The following is a 17921-nucleotide window of genomic DNA, read 5'->3' as shown; positions in this document are numbered from 1 at the left end:
AGCACGCTATGGATACCTGGATTTACCTCTCGCAGGGGTTCGCCGTGGCGATGACCCCGGAAAACCTGGTGATCGCCCTGATCGGCTGTTTCGTGGGCACGATTGTCGGCCTGCTGCCGGGCCTTGGGCCGATCAACGGCGTGGCGATTTTACTCCCGCTGGCGTTTGCCCTGCATCTGCCTGCGGAATCGGCACTGATCCTGCTGGCAACGGTCTACATCGGCTGTGAATATGGCGGACGCATTTCGTCGATCCTGCTTAACGTGCCGGGGGATGCGGCGGCGATCATGACCGCGCTGGACGGCTACCCAATGGCGCGGCAGGGACGCGGCGGTGTGGCGCTCTCCATCTCTGCGGTCAGTTCATTCTTTGGCTCACTGATTGCCATTGGCGGCATCATTCTGTTCGCTCCTGCGCTGGCCCAGTGGTCGCTGGCGTTTGGTCCGGCAGAATATTTTGCCCTGATGGTGTTCGCCATTGCCTGCCTCGGCAGCATGATGGCGCAAAATCCGCTGAAGTCGTTTTTATCCGCGCTGATTGGCTTAGGGTTAGCCACCGTCGGCGTGGATGCCAACACCGGGGTCTATCGCTTTACCTTCGACAGCGTTCACCTGTCCGATGGCGTGCAGTTCATTGTCGTCGTGATCGGCCTGTTCTCTGTCTCTGAGATCTTACTGATGCTGGAGCATACCAGCAGCGGGCAGACGCTGGTGCGCAAAACCGGCCGGATGCTCTTTAGCGCTAAAGAGGGCGCGCAGTGCATCGGCGCCACGCTGCGCTCGTCGGTGATTGGCTTCTTCGTCGGCATCCTGCCGGGCGCCGGGGCCACTATCGCCAGCGCCATCACCTACATGACCGAGAAGAAGCTCAGCGGCAATAGCGACAGCTTTGGTAAAGGCGATATTCGCGGCGTCGCCGCGCCTGAGGCGGCCAATAACGCCTCGGCCTGCGGCTCGTTTATCCCGATGCTGACCCTGGGCGTGCCGGGATCCGGCACCACGGCGGTGATGATGGGCGCGCTGACGCTCTATAACATCACGCCCGGCCCGGCGATGTTTACCGAGCAGCCTGATATTGTCTGGGGGCTGATTGCCGCGCTGCTGATCGCCAACGTCATGCTACTGGTGATGAATATCCCGCTGATTGGGCTGTTCACCCGCATGCTGACGATTCCGCTGTGGTTCCTGGTGCCCGCCATTGCCGCCGTCTCTGCGGTGGGGGTTTACGCGGTGCACAGCACCACGTTTGACCTGGTGCTGATGGTGGTCCTCGGCGTGTTCGGCTACATCTTGCGAAAAATGCACTTCCCAATGTCTCCGCTGATTTTGGGCTTTGTGCTGGGTGAGATGCTGGAGCAGAACCTGCGCCGCGCCCTGTCCATCAGCAACGGTAATGTGTCGATACTGTGGGACAGCAGCGTCGCGAAGGTTCTGTTAGCGCTCGCGGTCATGGTGATTGTGGTGCCGCCGGTGTTGCGCCTGCTGCGTCGTCGCCAGCGCAAACCGGAGCCGGATATCGGCTAACTATACGGACAGCTGGGCATTGACCCACTGCTTTAACGCCTGGCGGGAGATCTTAATCCCGCCATTTTTTAGCTCAGCCGGCAGCACCAGCCAGTGAACGGGCTGCTCAAAGCGCGCCAGCCTGCCCTGTACCCAGGTCGGGAAACGGGTGATATCCGTTCCCGGCTCGCACTCCACCACCGCCACCGGACGCTGTCCAAACTCGGCGTCATCCAGCGGGACGATAAAAACCTGGTTAATCTGCGGGTGCGCGGCGATAACGCGCTCCAGCGATTCCGGCTGGATCCCCTCTCCACCGCTGAAAAAGAGATTGTCCATGCGGCCTAAAATCGTCAGACGGTCGCCATGCCATTCCCCGCGATCGCGAGTGGCAAACCAGCCCTGCGCGTTGGTCAGCGGTATCAGGGCGCCGTCCCGCCAGTAGCCGGAAGCCATGCTCTGCGCTTTGATCCAGACTTCACCGTTAACGACCTGCACCTCTCTGCCCGGCAGCGCACGGCCCACGTCCGGATCGCCGTCAGCCTCTTTTGCGCAGACGGTAGAGGCAAACTCGGTGAGGCCGTAGCCGCAGTACGTCCGAACGCCCTGTTCCCGGGCCTTTTGCGTCAGCGTTACGGGAATGGCCGCCCCGCCGAGCAGCACCGCTTTCAGTGCGATGTGGCTTTCGCTATTGAGGAGACGCCAGAGCTGGGTCGGCACCAGCGAGGCGTGGGTGCAGCCGCGTAGCGCCTGCTCCAGCGGCTGCTTCTCGCGCACGGTTAAGCGCGCACCGGCCTGCAGCCAGCGCCATAAAATCCCCTGGCCTGAAACGTGAAACAGCGGCAGCGAAAGCAGCCAGTCGTCATTATCCCCGTAGGGCATCAGCGACAGCACGCCGCGGGCGCTGGCAAGATGGGCGGCGCAGGTATGCACCGCCGCCTTCGGCAGCCCGGTGGAGCCGGAGGTGAGCGTCATGGTGGCCAGCCGCGACGGCTGCCACGCAGCGCAGTACGCATCTGCTGGCTCGCACATGCTCAGGCCGTGAAGGCCGTCGTAGCTGCCGTCCAGCACCAGCGCAAAGCGCAGCGTCATCTGCGGGATCAGCACGTCGAGCAGCGGGCGCGGCAGCTGCGGATTAACGGGAAGAATACGTGTCCCGCACTGAAGCAGCGCCAGCCATGCCAGCAGCGTTTGCGGGTGGTTATAGGCCAGCAGCAGTACGCCGTCGCCCTCCGCCACGCCCTGCTGGTGAAACCCTGCCGCAAGGCGGTCGACGCGCACACACAACTGCTGCCAGGTGAGCGCGTCATCATTCAGCCTCAGGGCCTGATTATCGGCAAAAAGCGCGCGCCAGTGACGCCAGGGCCAGTCGGTAAAACTCATAGCAACGGCTCCAGCGCCTCTGCGTCGAGGCACGGCAGCGTGCTGGCAGGCCACTCGCGGAGAAGCTGAGCCTGCATCAGGTTCAGCGTGTCGAGGCCGGGAACCGTGTCCGGCGTTAACCAGGCGGCAATGCGCGCCAGCTGGGTCAGCCCCAGGCTGGACTCTATCGACGAGCTGATCACCGCCGTCAGCCCCAGCGCGTGCGCCGCCGAGACCTGCTCGCGCACCTTCGCCAGGCTGCCGGTTAGCGTCGGCTTAATCACCACCGCGCTGACGCCGGGCTCGGCGACAAATTCAAAATCGTCCTCGCGCAGACTTTCATCCCAGGCGATGGCGATCCCCGTTTCGCGGGCAAAGGCGCGCGAGTCATCGCGGGTTTTGCACGGTTCTTCGAGGAAGGCAATGCGGCTGCGGTACGCCGGGTTGACGTACCTGGCGAACTGCTGCGCCTTAAGCGGCGTCCACGCGCGGTTGGCATCCAGACGCAGGTGCAGATCGGGGATTGCTTCCAGCAGCAAGTTGGCGACCATGCCGTCACGCACCGCTTCGTAGAGACCGACTTTGATTTTCGCCACTTTCTCGCCCGGCATGGCGGCGAGCAGCGCGAACAGCTCGTCCGGGTCGCCCGTGCAGAGCGGTGCCGCGCGATAGTTAGCCTCTTCCGGCAGGCTACCGTCCAGCTCCGCCAGCGCGCAGCTGATGCCAAAGGCGGCGGAACGCGCGTCCGGTAATGCCGGGTTTGCGCCCTCACGCCACGCCTTGACCCACGCCAGCAATGCAGACTGCGCGTCATCCAGCGACTCCAGACTAAAGCCCGGCAGAGGCGAAATCTCGCCCCAGCCTTCCTGCTCGTCCTGATGAAGATGCACAAAGAAGCCGTCACGGGTTTTTAACCGCCGTTCACGCAGCACCACGCCCGCGTCCATCGGTATCTGCCAGCGGTAAACCTGCGCGCGACGCATTACGGGTTCCGTTTGTATTTGCTGAAGTCTGGCTGGCGTTTTTCGTTGAACGCGTTGCGCCCTTCCTGACCCTCTTCGGTCATGTAGAACAGCATGGTGGCGTTACCCGCCAGCTCCTGCAGACCCGCCTGACCGTCACAGTCGGCATTAAGTGCCGCTTTCAGGCAACGCAGCGCCATCGGGCTGTTTTGCAGCATCTCTCGGCACCAGCGCACGGTCTCTTTTTCGAGATCGGCAAGCGGCACCACGGTATTCACCAGGCCCATATCCAGCGCTTCCTGTGCGTTGTACTGGCGGCACAGGAACCAGATTTCGCGGGCTTTTTTCTGCCCGACGATGCGCGCCATGTAAGAGGCACCCCAGCCGCCGTCGAAGGAGCCCACTTTCGGGCCGGTCTGGCCGAAGATGGCGTTTTCAGCAGCGATGGTCAGGTCGCACATCATGTGCAGCACGTGGCCGCCGCCGATGGAATAGCCCGCCACCATCGCCACCACCGGTTTCGGGCAGGTGCGGATCTGGCGCTGGAAATCGAGGACGTTCAGGTGGTGCGTACCCGCATCGTCCTGGTATCCGCCGTAGTCGCCGCGCACCTTCTGATCGCCACCGGAGCAGAAGGCCTTCTCGCCTTCACCGGTCAGCACGATCACGCCGATACTGTCGTCGTAGCGCGCATCCGCCAGGGCCTGAATCATCTCTTTGACGGTCAGCGGACGGAAGGCGTTACGCACCTGCGGACGGTTGATGGTGATTTTGGCAATGCCGTCGGCGGATTTGTGGTAACGAATGTCGGTGTAGCCTTCGGAGCAGTCCTGCCATTCAACCGGCGCATAAAGCATGTGTTCATCAGGATAGATCATAGAGTGTCCTTTATTCGAAGACGCAGTATCTGAGCCAGACTCGCGGCAACCGCGTCGGGGTTTTCCCGGTGGGCGTTGTGTCCGGCGTTTGGAATCGCATGGCGAACGGCGTCCAGTTCAGCGGCCAGGGCCGCGAACTTCTGGTCACGTTCACCGTAGAGATAGTCAAAAGGGAAATTGCATACGCTAATCGCGGCACGCAAATCGGGCTGCACGGCCAGCGACGTTGCTTCGAGCATCTTCGCCAGCGTCGCGCCGTTGTTCTGGCTGCGCAGGGCGATAAGCGCCTTGCGCTGGTGGTCAATGAGGGAAGCAAATACCGGCTGTTGATACCAGTCGGTAAAGACCTTTTCCAGCGGTTCGGTGCGAAAACGCGTCGCCCAGCGGTGGTCGGATGTCCACCGTGCGTGACGCTCATCCTCATCCTGCAGGCCCGGATGTCCACCTTCAACGATCACCCCCAGCAGCCCCTTTGGCTGCTGGCAGGCATGAAACATCGCAATGCGGCCACCGAGGGAGTACCCCACCAGCCAGTAGTCCAGTATGTTGTAACTAAGCAGAGTTCGGGTAAGTAACGTGCTCATCTCGTCGAACCCCGTCACGGCAATATTCCCGGACTCACCGTGGCCCGGCAGGTCAAGATAGAGCCGGGAATACTCGCCGAGTTGCTTCCCGACAGCCTGCCACTCGCGGCAGTCGCCGGAAAAACCGTGCAAAAAGACCAGCCAGGGATAGCCTGGTTTTCCGGCCTGCTGCACGCCCGAGAGGATCACAGCTGGCTCACCTGCGCCAGCAGGCTTTGCAGGGTCTGCGCGCCGTCGGCCTCGTTCACCACCAGCTCAATCAGCGTCGCGCCCGGCTGCTTCCAGGCGGTGCTTAACGCCGCTTCCAGCTGTTCCCAGCTTTCCGGGCGATGGTATTTCAGGCTGAACATCGCCGCGGCGTGTTCAAACTGCACGTTCTGCGGCATCAGGTAGAAGCGCTCGCGCTCGCTCTGGGGCGTTGGCAACAGGGAGAAAATCTGCCCACCGTTGTTGTTGACCACAATCAGCACAAACGGCGCGGACGCCTGACGCAGTAGCGCCAGCGCGTTGAGATCGTAGAGCGCGGAGAGATCGCCCACGATCGCCAGCGTCGATTTCGCGCTGGCGCGCTGCACCCCCGCTGCCGTCGAGATCAGCCCGTCGATGCCGCTGGCACCACGGTTGCTGTACACCGGGTAGCCCGCCGGCAGCTGCGAAAAGGCATCGATCAGCCGCACGACCAGGCTGTTGCCGACAAACAGCTGCCCTTGTTCCGGCAGGTATTGGCGAATACGGTGCGCCAGCCCGGCCTCGCTGAATGTCTCACAGCGCGCTTTGGTGATTTCCCACGCCTGACGCGACAGCTCAGGGATCGCCACCGCCCAGGGCTGACGTTTTTCCGCCGGGTGCAGTTCCAGCCAGCTATCAATTTTGCTCACCAGACGACGGCCGCGATGGTGCGCCGGGTCGAGCCGCCCTTCCAGTGCGTCCACCACCCAGTACTCTTCCGGCGTGCAGGTCGCCTGCCACTGCAGCAGACGTTTTCCGGTCAGGCTTGCGCCGATCTGGACCACAATCTGCGCCTGCGAAAGCTCAGTAACCGCTTTCGCGTTACCCAGCCAGAGATCGGCGCACGGCAGCGGCTGGCCGGTCTGGGAAAGCACGTCGCCAATCAGCGGCCAGCCGAGGGTTTGCGCCCATTCGGCGACCAGCCTGCCTTCGGCGGCGCTCATGCGCCCGGCGATGACCACGCCTCGCTTCTGCCGCCAGAAGAACCAGTCGCGCTGTTTCGCGCTCTCAAGATGCGTCTGCTCGCGCAGCCACGGCTTTTCGCTCTGCCACCATTCGCCGAGCGACCGCTGCCAGTCAAGGCCGGTATCGTCCAGCTCGCCGTACAGCGGTTCGGCAAACGGGCAGTTGATATGCAGCGCCCCGCTGCGCAATGTCGCCATGGCGTGATCGACGGTGGAGACCAGCCAGCTTGCAGGAATATCCTGGGTGGGACGCGGTAACGAAACCGTCTGCGAAGGGTGCGTAGAAAAAAGTCCGGGCTGGCGAATGGCCTGATTGGCGCCGCAGTCGATTAGCTCAGGCGGACGGTCGGCCGTCAGCAGGATCAGTTTTTCACCGGTTAACCCGGCTTCAATCAGGGCCGGATAGAGGTTCGCCACGGCGGTACCGGAAGTGACAATCACCGCCACGGGTTCTTTGCTTACCTTCGCCAGCCCGAGCGCGAGATGTCCCAGACCTCGCTCGTCAAAGTGGGTGTGGTGAACAAACGCCCGGTTTTCAGCCGCCGCCAGCGTCAGCGGCGTTGAGCGAGAACCCGGTGCAATACACACGTGCCTGACGCCATGGCGCGTCAGGGCTTCAAGGATCACCGCCGCCCAGCGTCGGTTAAAAGAACTTACTGACATGAGATTGTCCGGTATCAAGAATGCGACACAGTATAAATAATAGAAAAAATTGGAATTTTGATATGAATCGGGATTGCGCGAATCAGTATTAATCCCTTAGGAGCAGAGAGCGCAATCCGGCGGCTTTGTTTTCGATCTCCTGCCACTCCTGCTCCGGGTCAGAGCCGCTGACAATGCCCGCTCCAGCGTAAAGCCGCAGAGCGTCTTCCTGTACGCGCGCCGAGCGCAGCGCCACGCAGAATTCGCTTTGTTCGGGGGATAAATACCCGGCCGAACCGGCGTACCACTCGCGGTTAAAGGGTTCAACGTGCTGAATAAACTCGCGCGCTGGCTGTCGCGGAAGCCCGGCAACCGCCGCCGTCGGCTGTAGCACGTGCAGGCACAGCTCATCGTCGGCCTGCTTGAGCTCGGTCCAGATACAGCGGCGTAAGTGCTGCACTTTGCGCAGGCGGACGACCTGAGCCGGCAACACCTCCAGCGTCTGCGTATGGTGTTGAAGACGCTGGCAGATATCTTCCACCACCAGCATATTTTCGCGCTGGTTTTTATCGTCATTCAGCAGCCACTCGCCCAGACGCTGCGCCTGTTTATCGTCAGTATGGCTGGCGACGGTGCCCGCCAACGCTTCGGTGCGCAGCAGCTTGCCGCGCCGCCGCCAGAGACGCTCGGGCGTGGAGCCGAGAAACGCGTTGCTGGCGTCGAATATCATGCAGAAATGATAGCAGTTTAAATTCAGGGCGCGGCTGGCGGCCATCAGCGCGACGGGGTTAACGCGCTGTTTACACTGCAGGTCGGTTGCTCGGGCGAGAACGACCTTTTCGAAATCACCGCGTGCAATCGTCTCTGTCGCTTTGCCGATAAGGCTAAGCCATTGCGGTTTTTCCGGGTGATGGGTTTCGCGCTCAACCTGCACGGAGAGCGGACGGATCGGTCTGGCGGGAAGCAGTTGCTGTAAGAACGCCCGCGCGGTGTCGGCATCGTCCTCAAGCGAGCTGTCGCTCCACAGCTGCAGACGCAACGTGGCGTTGCCAGCGGTACGTCGCCACAGCAGACGCGGTAAAAAGAGGCTGCCCTGCTCCGGGTTAAACGCGTTCAGGCCGCAGATTCGGGTATCTTCAGGGGCGTGTTGCGCACTTAAAAACTGCGAGGCTAACGCCAGAGAGGAGAATTGGACCACCGCTCCCAGCGCGGCCAGCTCTTCATCGCCGTTACGCTGTTGCCAGTAAAACTGAGGATAGCACTGCTGCTCGCCCAGCCAGGCAAGGGGATCGAAGGCATCGTTTAACGGGAAAGAGACGTCGAAATGACGCAGGCCGGATGTGGCAGGTAACGCTTGCGAAAGATGGCTACGCAATTGTTCCAGCGCGAGGAAAATCGAATTCACGCGAACCTCTCCCTGTTAAAACCTCATATTATACGGGGTACCATAAGAAATATCAGTACCCACGTATAGGGAGTGGTTAAACGGCTTAACGACGGGCCAGCAGCAGACCCAGCACCAGCCCTACGGCTGCGCCCACCCCAATGCCCTGCCACGGTTTTTCATGGACGTAATCATCGGCACGATAAACCGCTTTTTTGGCGCGGTAGTAGTAAGTATCAGACGCATGGCTGACGCGGTTTTTAACGTCGTGGAGCGCCTGCTCGGCACGGGCTTTCAGCTCGATATATTTCTGATCGGCAGGGTCGCCCGAGGAACGTAACACCTCTTCCAGCGTTTCGCTCAGTAAGGTCAGGTCGTCGTCGATACGGGTATCCCAGGATTGAAATGACATATTTTTCTCCATGTTAGTACACCAGTCCGCTAACTATAGACAACGACGCGCCATTACGCCTGTTTCGCTTCCCGCGCCATGCCGATGTGCGGAATACCGTCTTCGTCGTAGATGTCGGTGACCGGCATAAAACCGAAATGACCGTAGAAGGATTGCAGGTGCGCCTGCGCGCCCAGGTATAACGCCTTGTCCGGCCACTGTTTCTGGCATGACTCCAGCGTTTTTTCCATCAGCTGATAGCCCAGTTTCTCACCCCGAGCGTTACCGCTGATAATGACGCGGCCTATCACCACGGGCTCGACATCGTCCTCGCTTTTCAGAATCCTCGCATACGCCACCAGCTCGTTATCCTTCCAGCCGAGGATATGGCGGTTTTCGCCAACGAGGTCATCGCCGTCGATGTCCTGATACGGGCACGTCTGTTCAACCACAAACACTTCGCAGCGCAGTTTAAGCAGCGCGTAGAGCGAATGAACGGTGAGCTCACTATGATGTAAATCTTGCCACTGGATCATCTCTTTCTCCTTCCTGGGGTTCATCACGTTATACTAAACCCCTCCCCGTTCGGCAAAGGGCTGATTGCGTTATGGAACTGATTTTTCTGGGTACGTCCGCTGGCGTGCCAACCCGCTCACGAAACGTGACGGCAATTCTGCTGGATCTTAAGCACCCCACCCGCGGCGGGCTGTGGCTGTTTGACTGCGGTGAAGGGACGCAGCATCAGCTGCTGCACACCGCGTATCACCCCGGCAAGCTGGATAAAATTTTTATTACTCACCTGCACGGCGACCATCTGTTTGGCCTGCCGGGCCTGCTGTGCAGCCGCTCCATGGCCGGCAACGCCAATCCGCTGACGATTTACGGTCCTGCGGGTGTGCGTGAATTTGTTGAAACCGCGCTGCGCCTGAGCGGATCATGGACGGATTATCCGCTGGAGATCGTTGAGATTAGCGAAGGCCTGGTTTTCGATGACGGTGATTATAAGGTGAGCGCTCAGCCGCTGAATCATCCCGTTGAGTGCTATGGCTATCGCATAGAAGCGCATGACAAACCCGGCGCGCTGGACGCCGCCGCGCTGATGGCCGCTGGCGTAAAACCCGGACCGCTGTTCCAGCGCCTGAAGCACGGCGAGACCGTCACGCTGGAGGACGGTCGCGTCATCAACGGTCAGGATTATCTCGCCGCGCCCGAGCCGGGCAAGAAGCTGGCTATCTTTGGCGACACGGCCCCGTGCCCTGCCGCCCTTCAGCTTGCCCGGGGCGTTGACGTGATGGTGCACGAAGCCACGCTGGAAACGGCGATGGAAGAGAAAGCCAACGGCCGCGGCCATAGCTCAACGCGTCAGGCGGCGCAGCTTGCCCGCGACGCAGGCGTCGGGAGGCTGATCGTCACTCACGTCAGTTCCCGCTACGACGCGCGGGGGTGTGCAAGCCTGCTGGCAGAGTGCCTGGCGGTGTTCCCGGCGTGCGAGCTGGCCGAAGATTTCGCTAAGGTCAGCGTTTAGCCCTTCATTTTTCTCTCAGAATGCCGATAACGATTAAAAGGTCAGCATTTCTCTCGAGGGTAGAATGGATAATTTCCAGAAAGATATTGATGACAGGGCGAATCTCACCCTGTCGAACCGTTTTGAATTGTTGCTGTTCCGTCTTGGCACCTCTCTGAACGAAAATAAATCCGAGCTGTTTGGCATTAACGTCTTTAAGCTGCGTGAAATTGTGCCGATGCCGGAATTCACAAAACCCGCCGGGATGAAATCACCGCTGATGGGGATGGTGAATATTCGCGATCAGGTGATCCCGGTGATCGACCTGGCCGCCGTGGCGGGCTGTAAGCCTACCACCGGGCTGAACATCCTGCTTATCACCGAATATGCCCGCAGCGTGCAGGCCTTTGCCGTGGAGTCGGTTGAAAACATCATGCGTCTGGACTGGAAGCAGGTGCACGCGGCGGAAACGGCCGTCAGCGGCCGCTATATCACCAGCATTGCCTGCCTGGATGAGAAAACGGATACCAACGATCTGGCGATGGTGCTGGACGTTGAGCAGATCCTGTATGACATCACCCCAGCCAACCACGATCTGCACGCCACCAATCTGAAAACCACCAAGTTCAACATCAAGCCGGGCGCAGTCGCGATTGTGGCGGAAGATTCCAAAGTGGCGCGTTCGATGCTGGAGAAAGGTCTGCAGGCGATGGAGATCCCAGCGCAGCTGCACATCACCGGCAAAGACGCGTGGGAAAAAATTGGCGTGCTGGCCGCGCAGGCGCAGGCTGAGGGCGTGCCGATCACCGATAAGATCGCTCTGGTGCTGACCGACCTCGAAATGCCGGAGATGGACGGATTTACGCTGACGCGCAAAATCAAAACCGACCCGGTTCTGAAGGATATTCCGGTAGTGATCCACTCCTCCCTTTCCGGCAACGCCAACGAAGATCATATTCGCAAGGTGAAGGCGGACGGGTACGTGGCGAAGTTTGAGCTGAACGAGCTGTCGTCGGTGATTGAGGAAGTGCTGGATCGTTCGATGAAGAAGATTGGCGGGCCGTTGATTAGCCGGAAGCAGCTGGCTTAAGTCCTGTGCGGGCTGGTGCCCTCACCCCATCCCTCTCCCACTGTACACCCACAGGGAGAGGGCGCAAACCATAAAAAACCCGCCGAGGCGGGTTTTTTGTTTTTACATTAATGGCATCGCTCGCTGCACGATATCAATCAGCGGCTGCGGATAGATACCGAAGATCAGCACCAGCAGCGCGGAGATAAGCACTACGATACCACCGGCGCTGTACTGCCAGTTGCCTGGAGCATCACGGTTAAGCTGCTGAGGCGCGCTCAGGTACAGGCTCACGGCCACACGCAGGTAGTAGTACAGACCAATCGCGGAGCCGATAACGACACCGGCAGTCAGCCACCACAGGTGCGCCTGCACACCGACGGCCAGCACGTAGAACTTACCGATAAAGCCCAGCGTCATCGGGATACCCGCCAGAGAGAGCATCATCACGGTCATTACCGCGGACAGAATTGGACGGTGCCAGAACAGACCACGGTAGGAGAACAGTGAATCGGCATCCGGACCACGGTACGGGCTGGACATCAGGCTCACCACGCCGAAGGCGCCGAGGCTGCTGAACAGGTAACCGGCCAGATACACGCCTACGGCTTCCATCGACATCTCACCGCTCTGCAGCGCAATCAGCGCCACCAGCAGGTAGCCCAGATGAGAGATGGACGAGTAGCCCAGCAGACGCTTGATGTTGGTCTGGCTCAGCGCCATCAGGTTACCGAAGATGATGGAGACGAACGCGATGATGCCCAGCACCACGCGAACGGCTTCACTATCACCCACCGGCGCGTACAGAAACAGACGCATGACCACACCGAAGATAGCGATTTTGCTCGCCGTCGCCAGGAAGGTAGAGACCGGTGCAGGCGCACCCTGGTATACGTCTGGCGTCCACAGGTGGAACGGAACCAGAGAGAGCTTGAAGCCGAGGCCAACGATCATCATGCCCAGACCCGCCAGCAGCAGCGGCTCATGCAGCATGCCGTCGCCGAGGCTCTTGCCGAGCGCCATGAAGGAGAGGTTACCGGACTGTGCGTACAGCAGCGCAATACCAAACAGCAGGAAGGACGACGCGGCAGCAGACAGAATGGTGTACTTGATGCTCGCTTCCAGAGAGCGCTTCTGACGGAAGGCGTAACCAATCAGGCCGAACAGCGGCAGAGAGATCAGCTCAATACCGAGGAACAGCGCGGCCAGATGGTTGGCATTCGCCAGCAGAATGCCGCCCAGCGCGGCAATCAGTACCAGCAGGTAAAACTCTTCTTTGTTGTCGTTGTAGCCTTCGAGCCACGGGTAAGCAAAGGTACAGGTTGCCAGGCTCGCCAGCAGCACCAGCCCGGTATACAGCATGGCGTAACCGTCAACGCGCATCAGCGGGGTGACGTCCATCGCCCCGCCCTGGCCAACAAACCAGAGTGAGACTAACGCGGCATTCAGGCCGATGACCGACAGCGTGGCATTCAGGAAGTGATTGCGTCGCCACGCAATGGAGAGCATCACAACCACCACCGTCAATCCGACGATCAGCAGCGGTAGCAGCGCGATCAGTTGTTGTGGAGTTATTGTCATGGCGAATTACGGCCTTGTAGTAGAAACAGAATTAACAAACCACTGCTGGATATTGCCCATCGCGCTGTGCGAGGTATCCAGAATCGGCTGCGGGAAGAAGCCCAACAGCACCAGCAGTACGACCAGCAGCAGGATGATGAACAGCTCACGCAGCGACATCCCCGGCAGTTCTTGTGCAGCAATTTCGCTCTTCGCTTTACCGAAGTAAGCGCGGTGCAGCATCGCCAGCGAGTACACGGAAGCGAACACCAGACCAAAGGTGGAGATCACGGTAATCACCGGTACCACTTTGAAGCTGCCGAACAGAATCATGAATTCGCCGACGAAGTTACCGGTACCCGGCATCCCCAGGGTAGCCACCGCGAAGAACATGGAGAGCGCTGGCAGCCACTTAATTTTGCTCCACAGACCACCCATCATACGCATGTCGCGGGTGTGCAGACGTTCGTACAGCTGGCCGCACAGGATGAAGAGACCGGCTGCGGACAGACCGTGCGCAATCATCTGGATCACCGCGCCCTGGTACGCCAGCTGGCTGCCGGTGTAGATAGCAATCAGCACGAAGCCCATGTGGGAAACGGAGGTATAAGCAATCAGACGCTTGATGTCGTATTGCGTGAAGGCCATCCAGGCACCGTAGAAGATACCGATCACACCCAGCCACATGGCAATCGGTGCGAACTCCGCGGAGGCATTCGGGAACAGCGGCAGTGCGAAACGCAGCAGACCGTAGGCCGCCGTTTTCAGCAGGATGCCCGCCAGGTCAACGGAACCCGCCGTTGGTGCCTGGGAGTGCGCGTCTGGCAGCCAGCCGTGCAGAGGAACCACCGGCATTTTCACCGCGAAGGCAATGAAGAAGCCCAGCATCAGCAGGTATTCAACGCCGTGTGACATCGGGGTCTTCAGCAGGTCTTCGTAGTTGAAGGTCCAGGTGCCGGTTGCGTTGTGATGAACGAACACCAGCGCCAGAATGGCAATCAGCATTACCAGACCGCTCGCCTGGGTATAGATGAAGAACTTGGTTGCCGCCGTGATACGCGTTTTACCGTCGGACGCCTTGTGGCCCCACAGCGCGATCAGGAAGTACATCGGCACCAGCATCATCTCCCAGAAGAAGAAGAACAGGAACATGTCGATGGCAAGGAACACGCCGATCACGCCGCCCAGGATCCACATCAGGTTCAGGTGGAAGAAGCCCTGGTATTTTTCGATTTCTCGCCAGGAGCAGAGTACCGCCAGAACGCCGAGCAGACCGGTCAGCACCACCATCAGCAGCGACAGACCGTCAATCGCCAGGTGGATCGTAATGCCGAAACGCGGGATCCACGGCAGGATAAACTCAGACTGCCACTGCGGAATGCCCGCAGACTGGGTCAGTGAGTAACCGCCCTGCAACCACAGTTGCAGGCCAAGCGCGAGCGTCAATCCCATGGTGATCAGCGCGATCCAGCGCGGCATCTTCACGCCAAAGCGTTCGGTCTGCCAGCACAGGAAGCCGCCGATGAAGGGAATTAATATTAGCCAGGGTAGTAACATGGCGATTTACATTCCTTTTTAAGGCCCCCAGCAGGGGCCTGATTTTCAACGAATTCGAATAAAATTCACTTAACGATCAACGCAATACCATCAGCAGCGCCAGCACCACAACCGCACCGATGCTCATGGACGCCACATACCAGCGCAGGTAACCGTTCTCGCTGTACAGCAGGCCTTTACCTGCAAAGCGGGAGAGGATTGCCGGGATGTTCATCAGGCTGTTCAGCGGGTCGCGCTTCAGCAGCCACGCAACGCCCAGGAACGGCTTAACGAAGATCATGTCGTACAGCCAGTCAAAGCCCCACGCGTTGTACCACCAGGTGCCCAGCAGGCGGCCCGGCGCACTGTTGGCCACGGCAGTGACCAGCGTACGTTTGCCCAGCCACAGCCATGCCGCAATCAGGATACCCGCGATAGCGACCACACCGGAGGTGATTTCAAGCGTCAGAACGCGACCGTGCTCAAGCTCGGTGGTGTCTGGCAGTACGCCCTGCAACGGTGGCACAATCATCGCGCCAACGAAGGTGGACAGTACCAGCAGCACAATCAGCGGCAGGTGGTGGGTAATCCCCTTCCCTGCGTGAGCGTGAATTTGTTCTTTACCGTGGAATACGATGAAAATCATACGGAAGGTATACAGGGAAGTCATGAACGCACCGACCAGACCCGCAACCATCAGATTGATATGACCATTCGCCATGGCACCCGCAAGGATTTCGTCCTTACTGAAGAAGCCCGCGGTGATCAGCGGCAGTGCCGCCAGCGCCGCGCCGCCCACCAGGAAGCAGACGTAGACCAGCGGGATGGACTTACGCAGTCCGCCCATCTTGAAGATGTTCTGCTCGTGATGGCAGGCCAGAATCACCGAACCGGATGAGAGGAACAGCAGCGCTTTGAAGAACGCGTGCGTCATCAGGTGGAAAATGGCCGCGTCCCACGCCTGAACACCCAGCGCCAGGAACATGTAACCAATCTGGCTCATGGTGGAGTACGCGAGAACGCGCTTGATGTCGGTCTGAACCAGCGCGGCAAAGCCTGCCAGCACTAGCGTGACCGCACCGACGATACCCACCAGATGCAGAATTTCCGGAGTCATCAGGAACAGGCCATGAGTACGCGCAATCAGGTAAACACCGGCGGTGACCATGGTCGCGGCGTGGATCAGCGCGGAGACAGGGGTTGGACCCGCCATCGCGTCGGCCAGCCATGTCTGCAGCGGCAGCTGCGCGGATTTACCCACGGCACCACCCAGCAGCATCAGCGTTGCCCACCACAGCATGTTATTGCCTGCCTCGAAGTGTGCTGGCGCCAGTTCCACCATCTCGCGGAAGTTCAGCGTGCCCAGTTCGTTGTAGAGAATGAACAGCGCGAACGCGAGGAAGACGTCACCCACGCGGGTCACGACGAACGCTTTCATGGCCGCTGCGCCATTCTTCGGATCGGTATAGTAGAAACCGATCAGCAAGTAAGAGCACAGGCCCACGCCTTCCCAGCCCAGATACATCAGCAGCAGGTTATCGGCCAGAACCAGAACGACCATGCTGGCAATAAACAGGTTGGTGTAGGCGAAGAAGCGGGAGTAACCCTCTTCACCGCGCATATACCAGGAGGCGAACATGTGGATCAGGAAGCCGACGCCGGTGACCACGGAGAGCATGGTCAGCGAGAGGCCGTCCAGCACCAGGTTGAAACCGATGTTGAAATCACCGACCGACATCCAGGTCCACAGCGGCACGCTGAAAGGCTGGCGTCCGTTGTTAAAGAAGTCGATACCCGCATACGCTGTGACCAGCGCAGCCAGGCCGACAGAGCCCATGCCAACGGTCGCGGACAGGTTTTCAGACCAGCGGCCGCGAGAAAACGCCAGCAGCACGAAGCCAATCAGCGGAAAAATAATGGTTAAGGCAAGCATGTTCATCCACGCAACTCACTTACTGAATCGATGTTCAGATTCTGGCGGCGACGATGGAGCTGCAGCAACAGCGCCAGGCCAATACTCGCTTCAGCAGCCGCGAGGCTGATGGCGAGAATGTACATCACCTGACCATCGGTCTGGCCCCAGTAGCTTCCGGCGACCACGAAGGCCAGCGCGGAGGCGTTAATCATGATTTCCAGACCGATCAGCATAAACAGCAGATTGCGGCGGATAACCAGACCGGTCAGACCCAGAACGAATAAAATCGCAGCGAGGATCAGTCCATGTGTTAAGGGGATCATGCGCGCTCCTCCGTTTTTCTTTTCGCGCGGTCGTCAGTGCGGTTGCTCAGCACCTCGCCAGCACGCTCTTCGCGGCCAACGTGGAAAGCCACAACCAGGCCTGCCAGCAGAAGCATAGAGGCCAGTTCCACCGCCAGAACGTATGGGCCAAAGAGCGTGATACCCACCTCTTTCGCACCAATTGGCGTGCCGTCGATGCCCTGATCGTTCACGCCCAGAATGGCGTAAACGATCACCACCAGCATGATGGCCGACAAAATTGCCGGGCCAATCCACACCTGCGGTTTTAACCACTGACGTTCCTGCTCAATTTCAGAGCCGCCCAGGTTCAGCATCATCACTACGAACACAAACAGCACCATGATGGCCCCGGCGTAAACGATGATCTCCAGCGCACCGGCGAAGTGCGCGCCCAGTGCGAAGAACACCCCGGAAATGGCCAGCAGCGAAATGATTAAGTACAGCAGCGCATGCACCGGATTGGTGTGCGTAATCACTCGCAGCGTAGCCAGGATGGCGATAAGGCCACAGATATAAAAAGCGAATTCCATTGCCCTCTCCTTACGGTAACAGGCTCTTGACGTCGATAGGCTTAGCTTCGTTCTCTGCTTCGCCCTTATCTTTGCCGTCGATTGCCATACCCGCCATCCGGTAGAAGTTATATTCCGGGTATTTGCCCGGACCGGAAATCAGCAGATCCTCTTTCTCGTACACCAGGTCCTGACGCTTGTACTCACCCAGCTCGAAGTCTGGAGTCAGCTGAATCGCCGTGGTTGGGCACGCTTCTTCACACAGACCGCAGAAAATGCAGCGTGAGAAGTTGATGCGGAAGAACTCAGGGTACCAGCGGCCGTCTACCGTCTCGGCTTTCTGCAGAGAGATACAGCCGACCGGACACGCTACCGCACACAGGTTACAGGCAACGCAGCGCTCGGAACCGTCCGGGTCGCGCGTCAGCACGATACGGCCACGGTAGCGCGGCGGCAGATATACCGGCTCTTCCGGGTACATCCGGGTTTCGCGTTTAGCAAACGCGTGCAGGCCGATCATCCAGATACTGCGTACCTGGGTACCGAAACCTACCAGTAATTCTTTTAAGGTCATGGTCTATAGCCC

At 59.6% G+C, this 17921-nt stretch carries 17 protein-coding genes; 3 read left to right on the top strand and 14 right to left on the bottom strand.

The annotated features are described in order from the left end of the window. The first annotated feature begins 8 nt into the window (after positions 1 to 8). Positions 9 to 1523: a tripartite tricarboxylate transporter permease gene (locus APT89_RS06570; RefSeq protein ID WP_041908947.1), complete on the top strand. Its 1515-nt coding sequence runs from the start codon at positions 9 to 11 to the stop codon at positions 1521 to 1523. On the opposite strand, the gene menE is transcribed toward APT89_RS06570, so the two are convergent. The 8 genes from menE to APT89_RS06530 all read right to left on the bottom strand — a co-directional run bounded on the left by menE (position 1524) and on the right by APT89_RS06530 (position 9434). Further along, complete coding sequence (gene menE, locus APT89_RS06565) at positions 1524 to 2885, bottom strand: o-succinylbenzoate--CoA ligase (RefSeq protein WP_060571952.1); 1362 nt, start codon at positions 2883 to 2885, stop codon at positions 1524 to 1526. Then, on the bottom strand, positions 2882 to 3847 hold the full coding sequence (gene menC / locus APT89_RS06560; RefSeq protein WP_060571951.1) for an o-succinylbenzoate synthase: 966 nt from the start codon (positions 3845 to 3847) through the stop codon (positions 2882 to 2884). The genes menE and menC overlap by 4 nt, the downstream gene beginning before the upstream one ends. Next, a complete protein-coding gene (gene menB / locus APT89_RS06555; RefSeq protein WP_028013920.1) occupies positions 3847 to 4704 on the bottom strand; it encodes a 1,4-dihydroxy-2-naphthoyl-CoA synthase in 858 nt (285 codons plus the stop codon). The genes menC and menB overlap by 1 nt, the downstream gene beginning before the upstream one ends. Further along, entirely contained in the window at positions 4701 to 5477 is a 777-nt protein-coding gene (gene menH / locus APT89_RS06550; protein WP_060571950.1) for a 2-succinyl-6-hydroxy-2,4-cyclohexadiene-1-carboxylate synthase, read from the bottom strand. The genes menB and menH overlap by 4 nt, the downstream gene beginning before the upstream one ends. After that, positions 5474 to 7144: a 2-succinyl-5-enolpyruvyl-6-hydroxy-3-cyclohexene-1-carboxylic-acid synthase gene (menD, locus tag APT89_RS06545; protein ID WP_060571949.1), complete on the bottom strand. Its 1671-nt coding sequence runs from the start codon at positions 7142 to 7144 to the stop codon at positions 5474 to 5476. The genes menH and menD overlap by 4 nt, the downstream gene beginning before the upstream one ends. 88 nt (positions 7145 to 7232) lie before the next feature. Continuing rightward, a complete protein-coding gene (gene menF / locus APT89_RS06540) occupies positions 7233 to 8528 on the bottom strand; it encodes an isochorismate synthase MenF (protein ID WP_045259697.1) in 1296 nt (431 codons plus the stop codon). 85 nt (positions 8529 to 8613) lie between these two features. Continuing rightward, a complete protein-coding gene (elaB, locus tag APT89_RS06535) occupies positions 8614 to 8919 on the bottom strand; it encodes a stress response protein ElaB (RefSeq protein WP_028013924.1) in 306 nt (101 codons plus the stop codon). 53 nt (positions 8920 to 8972) lie between these two features. Further along, positions 8973 to 9434, bottom strand: coding sequence for a GNAT family N-acetyltransferase (locus tag APT89_RS06530; RefSeq protein ID WP_045629890.1), 462 nt, complete (start codon positions 9432 to 9434; stop codon positions 8973 to 8975). A 71-nt stretch (positions 9435 to 9505) separates the two neighbouring features. Here APT89_RS06530 and rbn point away from each other — a divergent pair, with 71 nt between their 5' ends. Together rbn and APT89_RS06520 are read left to right on the top strand one after the other, a co-directional pair. Continuing rightward, positions 9506 to 10423, top strand: coding sequence for a ribonuclease BN (rbn, locus tag APT89_RS06525; protein ID WP_028013926.1), 918 nt, complete (start codon positions 9506 to 9508; stop codon positions 10421 to 10423). Positions 10424 to 10487: 64 nt separating this feature from the next. Next, on the top strand, positions 10488 to 11492 hold the full coding sequence (locus tag APT89_RS06520) for a chemotaxis protein (protein WP_028013927.1): 1005 nt from the start codon (positions 10488 to 10490) through the stop codon (positions 11490 to 11492). Between the two features lie 102 nt (positions 11493 to 11594). Here APT89_RS06520 and nuoN read toward each other — a convergent pair whose 3' ends face one another. The 6 genes from nuoN to nuoI all read right to left on the bottom strand — a co-directional run bounded on the left by nuoN (position 11595) and on the right by nuoI (position 17909). Next, positions 11595 to 13052 (bottom strand): NADH-quinone oxidoreductase subunit NuoN, encoded by a 1458-nt coding sequence (nuoN, locus tag APT89_RS06515; RefSeq protein ID WP_028013929.1) that lies wholly within the window; start codon positions 13050 to 13052, stop codon positions 11595 to 11597. A gap of 6 nt (positions 13053 to 13058) precedes the next feature. Further along, positions 13059 to 14588 (bottom strand): NADH-quinone oxidoreductase subunit M, encoded by a 1530-nt coding sequence (nuoM, locus tag APT89_RS06510; RefSeq protein WP_008500214.1) that lies wholly within the window; start codon positions 14586 to 14588, stop codon positions 13059 to 13061. A gap of 76 nt (positions 14589 to 14664) precedes the next feature. After that, positions 14665 to 16506, bottom strand: coding sequence for an NADH-quinone oxidoreductase subunit L (nuoL, locus tag APT89_RS06505; protein WP_028013930.1), 1842 nt, complete (start codon positions 16504 to 16506; stop codon positions 14665 to 14667). Beyond that, a complete protein-coding gene (gene nuoK, locus APT89_RS06500) occupies positions 16503 to 16805 on the bottom strand; it encodes an NADH-quinone oxidoreductase subunit NuoK (protein ID WP_003861496.1) in 303 nt (100 codons plus the stop codon). Before nuoK ends, nuoL begins: the two co-directional genes overlap by 4 nt. Beyond that, complete coding sequence (gene nuoJ / locus APT89_RS06495; protein ID WP_008500212.1) at positions 16802 to 17356, bottom strand: NADH-quinone oxidoreductase subunit J; 555 nt, start codon at positions 17354 to 17356, stop codon at positions 16802 to 16804. The genes nuoK and nuoJ overlap by 4 nt, the downstream gene beginning before the upstream one ends. Positions 17357 to 17366: 10 nt before the next feature. Then, the gene (gene nuoI / locus APT89_RS06490) at positions 17367 to 17909 is read right to left on the bottom strand and encodes an NADH-quinone oxidoreductase subunit NuoI (protein ID WP_003861491.1); all 543 of its coding nucleotides are present in this window, start codon (positions 17907 to 17909) and stop codon (positions 17367 to 17369) included. Positions 17910 to 17921: the final 12 nt, after the last annotated feature.

This window comes from Enterobacter sp. 50588862, from assembly GCF_001462935.1.
Classification (GTDB): Bacteria; Pseudomonadota; Gammaproteobacteria; order Enterobacterales; family Enterobacteriaceae; genus Enterobacter; species Enterobacter bugandensis.
The sequence above is the reverse complement of the archived record's forward strand: the minus strand, read 5'-3'. Positions and strand labels throughout refer to the sequence as shown.

What these genes read in the sequence shown, in the direction of transcription:
- APT89_RS06570 (WP_041908947.1), top strand. Translation starts at nt 9, where the DNA reads ATGGATACCTGGATTTACCTCTCGCAGGGGTTCGCCGTGGCGATGACC.
- menE (WP_060571952.1), bottom strand. Translation starts at nt 2,885, where the DNA reads ATGAGTTTTACCGACTGGCCCTGGCGTCACTGGCGCGCGCTTTTTGCC.
- menC (WP_060571951.1), bottom strand. Translation starts at nt 3,847, where the DNA reads ATGCGTCGCGCGCAGGTTTACCGCTGGCAGATACCGATGGACGCGGGC.
- menB (WP_028013920.1), bottom strand. Translation starts at nt 4,704, where the DNA reads ATGATCTATCCTGATGAACACATGCTTTATGCGCCGGTTGAATGGCAG.
- menD (WP_060571949.1), bottom strand. Translation starts at nt 7,144, where the DNA reads ATGTCAGTAAGTTCTTTTAACCGACGCTGGGCGGCGGTGATCCTTGAA.
- elaB (WP_028013924.1), bottom strand. Translation starts at nt 8,919, where the DNA reads ATGTCATTTCAATCCTGGGATACCCGTATCGACGACGACCTGACCTTA.
- APT89_RS06530 (WP_045629890.1), bottom strand. Translation starts at nt 9,434, where the DNA reads ATGATCCAGTGGCAAGATTTACATCATAGTGAGCTCACCGTTCATTCG.
- rbn (WP_028013926.1), top strand. Translation starts at nt 9,506, where the DNA reads ATGGAACTGATTTTTCTGGGTACGTCCGCTGGCGTGCCAACCCGCTCA.
- APT89_RS06520 (WP_028013927.1), top strand. Translation starts at nt 10,488, where the DNA reads ATGGATAATTTCCAGAAAGATATTGATGACAGGGCGAATCTCACCCTG.
- nuoN (WP_028013929.1), bottom strand. Translation starts at nt 13,052, where the DNA reads ATGACAATAACTCCACAACAACTGATCGCGCTGCTACCGCTGCTGATC.
- nuoM (WP_008500214.1), bottom strand. Translation starts at nt 14,588, where the DNA reads ATGTTACTACCCTGGCTAATATTAATTCCCTTCATCGGCGGCTTCCTG.
- nuoL (WP_028013930.1), bottom strand. Translation starts at nt 16,506, where the DNA reads ATGAACATGCTTGCCTTAACCATTATTTTTCCGCTGATTGGCTTCGTG.
- nuoK (WP_003861496.1), bottom strand. Translation starts at nt 16,805, where the DNA reads ATGATCCCCTTAACACATGGACTGATCCTCGCTGCGATTTTATTCGTT.
- nuoJ (WP_008500212.1), bottom strand. Translation starts at nt 17,356, where the DNA reads ATGGAATTCGCTTTTTATATCTGTGGCCTTATCGCCATCCTGGCTACG.
- nuoI (WP_003861491.1), bottom strand. Translation starts at nt 17,909, where the DNA reads ATGACCTTAAAAGAATTACTGGTAGGTTTCGGTACCCAGGTACGCAGT.